This window comes from Rhizobacter sp. OV335, assembly GCF_900142965.1.
In the GTDB taxonomy this organism is placed as follows: Bacteria; Pseudomonadota; Gammaproteobacteria; order Burkholderiales; family Burkholderiaceae_C; genus Rhizobacter.
On sequence record NZ_FRCQ01000039.1, the window covers coordinates 45,516 to 52,608 of the forward strand.

At 72.3% G+C, this 7,093-nt stretch carries 7 protein-coding genes; 5 read left to right on the forward strand and 2 right to left on the reverse strand.

Features of this window, described 5'->3' with window-relative positions; all coding sequences use genetic code 11:
- Positions 1-5: 5 nt before the first annotated feature.
- Both BUE42_RS28370 and BUE42_RS28375 read right to left on the reverse strand, forming a co-directional pair.
- Positions 6-644: a hypothetical protein gene (locus BUE42_RS28370; RefSeq protein ID WP_073468638.1), complete on the reverse strand. Its 639-nt coding sequence runs from the start codon at positions 642-644 to the stop codon at positions 6-8.
- Entirely contained in the window at positions 641-1,648 is a 1,008-nt protein-coding gene (locus BUE42_RS28375; protein ID WP_235002663.1) for a sialidase family protein, read from the reverse strand. The genes BUE42_RS28370 and BUE42_RS28375 overlap by 4 nt, the downstream gene beginning before the upstream one ends.
- Positions 1,649-1,917: 269 nt before the next feature.
- On the opposite strand from BUE42_RS28375, the gene BUE42_RS33990 reads away from it, so the two are divergent.
- From BUE42_RS33990 to BUE42_RS28400, 5 genes are all read left to right on the forward strand, one after another.
- A complete protein-coding gene (locus tag BUE42_RS33990; RefSeq protein ID WP_159445510.1) occupies positions 1,918-3,078 on the forward strand; it encodes a sigma-54-dependent Fis family transcriptional regulator in 1,161 nt (386 codons plus the stop codon).
- A 94-nt stretch (positions 3,079-3,172) separates the two neighbouring features.
- Positions 3,173-3,886, forward strand: a complete 714-nt coding sequence (locus tag BUE42_RS28385) for a paraquat-inducible protein A (RefSeq protein WP_083614692.1) — start codon at positions 3,173-3,175, stop codon at positions 3,884-3,886.
- On the forward strand, positions 3,883-4,530 hold the full coding sequence (locus BUE42_RS28390) for a paraquat-inducible protein A (protein WP_073468641.1): 648 nt from the start codon (positions 3,883-3,885) through the stop codon (positions 4,528-4,530). Before BUE42_RS28385 ends, BUE42_RS28390 begins: the two co-directional genes overlap by 4 nt.
- Before the next feature lie 130 nt (positions 4,531-4,660).
- Positions 4,661-6,289, forward strand: coding sequence for a PqiB family protein (locus BUE42_RS28395; protein ID WP_235002665.1), 1,629 nt, complete (start codon positions 4,661-4,663; stop codon positions 6,287-6,289).
- Complete coding sequence (locus BUE42_RS28400; protein ID WP_083614696.1) at positions 6,286-6,906, forward strand: PqiC family protein; 621 nt, start codon at positions 6,286-6,288, stop codon at positions 6,904-6,906. The genes BUE42_RS28395 and BUE42_RS28400 overlap by 4 nt, the downstream gene beginning before the upstream one ends.
- Positions 6,907-7,093: the final 187 nt, after the last annotated feature.

Here is a 7,093-nt window from a genome sequence, read left to right on the forward strand (position 1 = left end):
TGGTCTCAGGAGCTCGGCGCCACGGCCGCGCGGCGACGCAGCCGCGCGGACACGACAGCGAAAGCGAAGGTCACACAGCGCGCCAGCGCCCACAGCCACAGCAGCGGGTCCAGCAGCGCGTCGAACAGGTTGCCGGTCGGCAGGTGCGTCACGGCGTGGAAGGTCAAGGCCAGCAGCACGGCCCAGCCGGCCGCGACCTGGCGGCCGCGCACGATCACCGCGAGCGCGAGCACCGACAGCACGACTGCCGCGACCGGCGCCTGCGTCGCATCGAACCCCCACGGGTACAGGCCGAGCGACAGCGCGCCGACGGCATCGGCGTAGAGCACCAGGCCGCCGAGCAGCAGCGCCGCGGCGAGCGCGACGGGCAGCGTCTGCTGCCCGGGGCGATCGGCGAAGCGCTTCCAGACCGAGACGGCGCACAGCGCGGCGAACAGCGCGCTCGGTTGCTGGAATGCGAGGCCGAGCCACCAGGCGGGGGATGCGGGGCCGGGCAGCCACATCGCGGTGAAGGCGATCAGCGTGACGGCGGCGCGCCGCTTCAGCCCGCGCAGGGGCAACAGCGACAGCAACGACGCCGCCGCCACGGCACCCCAGGCCAGACGTGCCCACACCATTTGCTGGGCGAGTTCCGGCAGCGTCATGGCGCGCCCTCCCCGTCCTCGATGTCATAGACCTGGTGCCCGATCGCCTGCCGCTGCGCGGTGTAGGTGACGTGCAGCTGCCGGCCCAGCTGCTGCACGCTCGGGTACGAGAACTCGTCGCCGGCCTGGCCGCGCTGCACGTCGAGCGCCGGCGCCCAGGCCAGCGCATCCACCGAGGTCGACAGCCGCAGCCACTGGCGCGGCGAGCCGCCGGGCAACGTGTCGTTGTGCAGCATCACGTAGCCGCCGTTCGCCAGCCGCAGCGCGGCGACCGAGTCGTCGCGGTTCGGGATGGCCAGCGGCGGTGCGTCTTCCCAGTGCCGGCCGGCATCGTGGCTCACCGCCTGCTGCACGCGGTGCGACGGGCCGATGTCGCGCATCACCGCGCGCAGCTCGGTGCCCGACACCGGCAGCAGCGCCGGCTGCAGCGCGGTCGTCGAGCGGCCGATGCGGCTCAGCCAGCGCGGCGCGCCGTCGGCATCGAACGCGATGAGCATCGGGTACTTGTTGCGCAGCTCGAAATACGCCGGCAGCAGCCAGCCGCCATCGTCGAGCCCGACCGGGTTGGTACGCACCAGCACGCTGGTGTCGGCCAGCGGCGTCAGCGGCAGCACGCGGCGCACCGAGAAGCTGTGCGCGGCATCGGTCGATTCGAGCTGCACGACGCGCGCCGCGGCCCAGCCGCCGAGCCCGGTCGCGACCATGAAGACGTGCACCCGGCCATCGGGCGCGACCCAGGCCGACGGGTTGCCGATGCGGCGCACGCCGAAGCCGAGTTCGCGGCCCAGCCAGGCCCGGTCGGCCACCTTCTGCGCGGCGCTCCAGCGGCCGTCGGCCCAGCGCGCGAGGTAGAGGCTGACGTCGGGTGCGCTCTCGCGCGAACCGGCCCACCAGAACGCGAGCAGCTCGCCGCTCGGCAGCACCGCCAGCGCGCTCGCATGGGCGGCCGGCACGCCGTCGGGCATCGGAATGCGTTGCGACGAGCGTGGGGTCAGGCGTGGCATCTTCGCGGGCGCAGTCGCGGGCTTCACCGCAAGCCGCGGCTCGCGCGCCGTCGCAGCGGTTGCCGCGGCACGCCGCCACTCGGCGGCTGCGCCCAACATCACACAGGCCAGTGCCAGCACCAACATCCTCGACGACCGCTGCGCCCGTCTCATTCCACGCCTGTGCCCTTGCTTGAAAGGCGCAGATTGTGACAGCCGGGGGCCACCACCACCGCGCCGAGCGCGATCCCGCTCGAACATGCAGAATGCCGGCACGCGAAGGAGGCAGCATGTTCCCTCAGTCCCCCGCCAGCCGGCACGCCGCCGATGTGGCCTCGCCGCAGCACCTGCAGGCGATCGCGCAATCGCACGAGCGCTGCGCCGCCCTCGGGCTCGACGAGGCCGCGGTGCCCGAGCTGAACCGGGCCTCGGCGGCGCGGCTGAACGAAGCGCGCGAGCGCCACCGCCGGCTGCACGAGCAGGCGACGCCGGTGATGGAGCTGCTGTTCGACCAGATCGCGTCGTCGCACAGCATGGTCGCGCTGACCGACCCGAACGGCGGCATCCTGCACAGCCTGGGCGACGACTCCTTCCTCGAACGCGCGCAGCAGGTGGCGCTCTCGCCCGGTGTCAACTGGTCGGAGCCGGGCAAGGGCACGAACGCGGTCGGCACCGCGCTCTTCACCGAAGCACCGACGCTGGTGCACGGCGACGAGCACTTCCTGCGCGCCCACCGCTTCCTGACCTGCTCGGCCGCGCCGATCTTCGACCACGCCGGCCGCGTGATGGGCGTGCTCGACGTCAGCGGCGACCAGCGCTCGTACCACCCGCACACGCTGGCGCTGGTCGACCTGTCGGCGCGGATGATCGAGAACCAGTGCTTCGTCGACCGCTTCCGCAGCGGGCTGCGGCTGCACTTCCATGCCGAGCCGGCCTGCATCGGCACGGTGCGCGAAGGGCTGCTGGCGGTCGACACCGATGGCGCGATCCTCGGCGCCAACCGCAGCGCGCTCGCGCAACTCGGCCTCAGCATCGGCGCGCTGCGCATGCTCGGGCTGGAAGGGCTGCTGGGGCTGGGCATCGGCGCGTTCGCCGAGCACGGCCGGCGCCATGGCGACACGCCGCTCACGCTGCGCCCGGTGCTCGGCCCGGCGGCCGGCGCGCCGCTGCACGTGCGAGCGGTGTTCCAGTGGCCGGCCTTCTGGTCGGCGGCGGGCCTGGTTTCGCGGGCGACGCTGGCGCAGGTGGACTTGCCGGCCGGCCTGGGGCGGGCGCCGGAGCCCGAGCCGGCCCGGCCGCCGGCGACGCTCGAAGCGCTGGAGACCGACGCGATCCGCCGTGCCGTCGCGGCCGCCGGCGGCAACGTGTCGATGGCGGCCCGGCAACTCGGCGTCGCCCGCAACACCGTCTACCGCCGGCTGCGCGCGGCCGGCCCGGGGGTGAGCGAGTGAGCGAGGCCCTGCCACGCCTGCAAATCAGCCCTTGTCCTACACTCCGCGCCCACTTCCATCCCTACGATCGGCGATCGCCGTACCGCGCACCTGAATGACCGACTCCACCACCGCCCGCCCCGCCCCGCCCGCCGGTCCGCCCGCCGTGGCGGCCGACGCGCCGGTGGTGCTGCAGCCGCGGCCCGACCTGGTGATCTGCGAGGAATGCGATGCGGTTCATCAACGCGTGCCATTGCAGCCGGGGCAGACCGCGCACTGTCGCCGCTGCCGGGCGCTGCTCGGCCGTGGCCACCGGGTCTCGCTGCCCGGCCTGCTGGCGCTCGCGATCGCCGGGCTGCTGTGCTTCGTGATCGGCAACCTGACGCCGCTGGTGTGGATCTCGGTGCGCGGCGCGCCCGATCCGGTGACCCTGCCCGAGGCGCTGTGGCAGACCTGGGAGGCCGGCCAGCCGCTCGGCGCGATGCTGGCCGGCGCGACTGCGGTGGTGTTCCCGTTCCTCGTGATCGCGCTGCGCCTGTACCTGCTGTGGCCGATGAGCCGGCGCCGGCTGCCGCAGGGCTTCATGCCGGCGATGCGGTTGCTGCGCTTCGCGACCCGCTGGAGCATGGTCGAGGTGTTCATGCTCGGCGCGCTGGTCGCCGTGGTGCGCGCCGCCGGGCTGGCCAGCGTGGTGCCCGGGCCGGCGCTGTTCGCGTACGGCGTGCTGACGATGCTGCTCACGTCGAGCAGCGCCGCCGGGCTGCACCGGCTGTGGCAGCTCGGCAGCGAATGGCAGGCTGAACAGAATCGCGAGGCCGCCACCCGATGAACGCCCGCTGCGCCCGCCTCTACAACTGCAGTGCCTGCGGGCTGGTGTCGCAACGCATCGATGCCGGCGTGCTGGACGACCACGACGACATCGCGTGCCCGCGCTGCGGCAATGCGCTGCACCAGCGCATCCCCGACAGCCTGCAGCGCACCTGGGCCTGCCTGGCGGCCGCGCTGCTGCTGTATGCGCCGGCCAACCTGCTGCCGATCCTGATCACCTCGAACGTGTTCGGCCGCGACAGCCACACCATCCTCGGCGGCATCGGCGACCTGTGGGATGCCGGCTCGTGGGGCCTGGCGCTGATCGTGTTCGTCGCGAGCATCGCGGTGCCGATCCTGAAGATCGCCACGCTGTCCTTTCTCGCCTTCACCGCGCAGCGCTGCAGTTGCGTGCGGGGCGTGCCGCGCACCCACCTGTACCGGCTGGTCGAGGCGGTGGGGCACTGGTCGATGCTCGATGTCTTCGTCGTCGTGCTGCTGGTCGGCATGGTGAATTTCGGCGCGTTCGGCATCGTCGAACCCGGGCCCGGCCTGCTGGCCTTCGGTGCGGTGGTGGTGCTGACGATGCTGGCCAGCGCCAGCTTCGACCCGCGCCTGCTGTGGCCCGACGAGGTCGACGACAATCCTTCCCCTGCCCATGGCTGACGACGCTCCCACACCCGCATCCGACTCTGCGCCGACACCGGCGCCTGTGCCGCCGCCCCCGCCTTCGTCCCCGCCCCCGTCCCCACCCCCGTCTCCGACCGTCGTCAGCCGCAAGCGCTCGCTGCCCTCGGTGGTGTGGCTGGTGCCGGTGATCGCGCTGGCGGTCGGCATTTCGCTGGTCGTCAACAGCCTGCTGCAGGCCGGCCCGCACATCACGATCGAGTTCCGCACCGCCGAGGGCCTGGAGGCCGGCAAGACCGAGTTGCGCTACAAGGAAGTGGTGGTCGGCCGCGTCGATGCGGTGTCGCTCAGCGAGGACCGCAAGCGCGTGATCGCGTCGGTGCGGCTCGCGCGCTCGGCCGCGTCGCTCGCGGTGGAAGACACCAACTTCTGGGTCGTGCGGCCGCGCATCGGCGTCGGCGGCATCAGCGGGCTGGCGACGCTGGTGTCGGGCGCGTACATCGGCGCCGATGCCGGCGTGTCCACCGAAGACCGCAAGGCCTTCGTCGGGCTCGAGGTGCCGCCCTTCGTGCTGCGCGGCGAGCCGGGCCGCAGCTTCGTGCTGCGCGCGCCCGACCTCGGCTCGCTCGACGTGGGCTCGCCGATCTTCTACCGCCGCACGCGCGTCGGCCGGGTCGTCGGCTACACGCTCGATGCCGAGAAGGACGAGCTGCTGGTGCAGATCTTCGTCGAGGCGCCGTACGAGCGGCTGGTCAACAACCGTTCGCGCTTCTGGAACGCGAGCGGCTTCGACTTCACGCTGAACGCCAGCGGCCTGACGGTGGACACGCAGGCGCTGACCTCGGTGATCGCGGGCGGCGTCGCGTTCGAGCATTCCGAACTCGCGACGCCGAACGCGAAGGACGAGGTCGAGGCGGCGGCCGGCACGCGCTTCTGGCTGTTCAGCAACCGCAAGGCCGCGATCTCGCCGCCGGACGGTCCGCCGATGCGGCTGAAGTTCGTGTTCGACCAGTCGGTGCGCGGGCTGTCGGTGGGGGCGCCGATCGATTTCCTCGGGGTAGAGATCGGCGAGGTGCGCGCCATCCGCCCGGGCTACGACGCGCAGCGCAAGCGCTACCCGATGGAGGTCACCGCCGACGTGTACCCGCTGCGGCTGGGTGCGGTGCGCGGTGCGCTGGTCGAGGCGCCGCAGGGGCAAGGCCCAGGCCAGGACCGGGACCAGCGGCAGCGTGACCGGCGCGAGCTGAACGTGCGGCTGTTCCAGCGGCTGGTCGAGAACGGGGTGCGCGCGCAGCTGCGCACCGGCAACCTGCTGACCGGGCAGATGTACGTCGCGCTCGATTTCGTGCCGAAGAGCCGGCCGGCCACCCTCGCGATGGCCGATGGCGTGCCGCAGGTGCCGACGGTGCCGGGCACGCTGTCCGATGTGCAGCCGCAGATCGCCGAGATCGTCGCGAAGATCAACAAGGTGCCGTTCGACGACATCGGCCGCGACCTGCGGACCACGCTGGCGCAGGCGCGCGAGGCGATCTCGAAGCTGTCGCCCGAGGCGCAGCAATCGCTGGCCGAGGTGCGCAAGACGCTCGAGGCGATGCAGGGTTCGCTCGGCAAGTTCGACCGCAACCTGCTCGACCCCGACGCGCCGGTGCAACGCAACGTGGAGCAGACGATGACCGACTTGCAACGGGCCGCGCAATCGCTGCGGGTGCTGACTGATTACCTGCAGCGCCACCCGGAATCGCTGCTGCGCGGCAAGCCGGCGGATCCGCCGCTGCCTTCGCTGGAGAACGGGCGATGAGGGCTTGGGCGAAGGCATCGGTGGTGGCGATGGCGGTGGTCGTCGTCGCGATGGCGGGGTGTGCGTCGCAGCCGCCAGTGCGGTTTCACAGCCTGCTGGCGGCGTCGTCGTCTGCGACGGCGGCTTCCGCACCGGCAAGCGCCACGCCGCTGGTCGTCGAACTCGGCCCGGTCACGGTGCCCGCCGCAGTTGACCAGCCGCAGTGGGTGCTGCGCGCCAGCGACGACAGCCTGCGCGTGCTCGAAGGCGAGCGCTGGGTCGCGCCATTGCGTGATGAGTTGCGTGCCGCGGTGATGGCCCGGATGGCCGAGCGTTTCAATGCGGTCGATGCGCGCACGCAGCCCGGCCCGGCGAGCGGCTGGCGACTGCGCATCGAGGTGCAGCGCTTCGAGTCGATGCTCGGCCGCGAGGCGTGGATCGAAGCGGCCTGGTCGGCCACGTCCGTCGCGACGCCGGTGCGCACGGTGGCTTGCACGAGTCGGCTGCATGAGACCGCGGGATCCGACCCGCCGTCGATCGCTGCGGCGCATCGCCGCGCGGTGCAGCGGCTGGCGGATCAGATCGGTGAGCGACTCAGGGCGATGGATCAATCGGCAACTGCAGTGTCTGCTTGCTGAGGCGTGGCGCGACAAAGGCGCGCGCGGGGAGGCTGTGGCTCGCCGTCGGGTGCGGTCATCGCCCCTGGCGGGGCAATGACTGCCCTGCGCTGACTGGTTTCATGGCCCGTCGCCGAAACTCCCGTCACTCACTTCGTTCGTTGTGGTCAAACAGTCGGCGACAGTCAGTTCACGAAGCGTGCTGCGC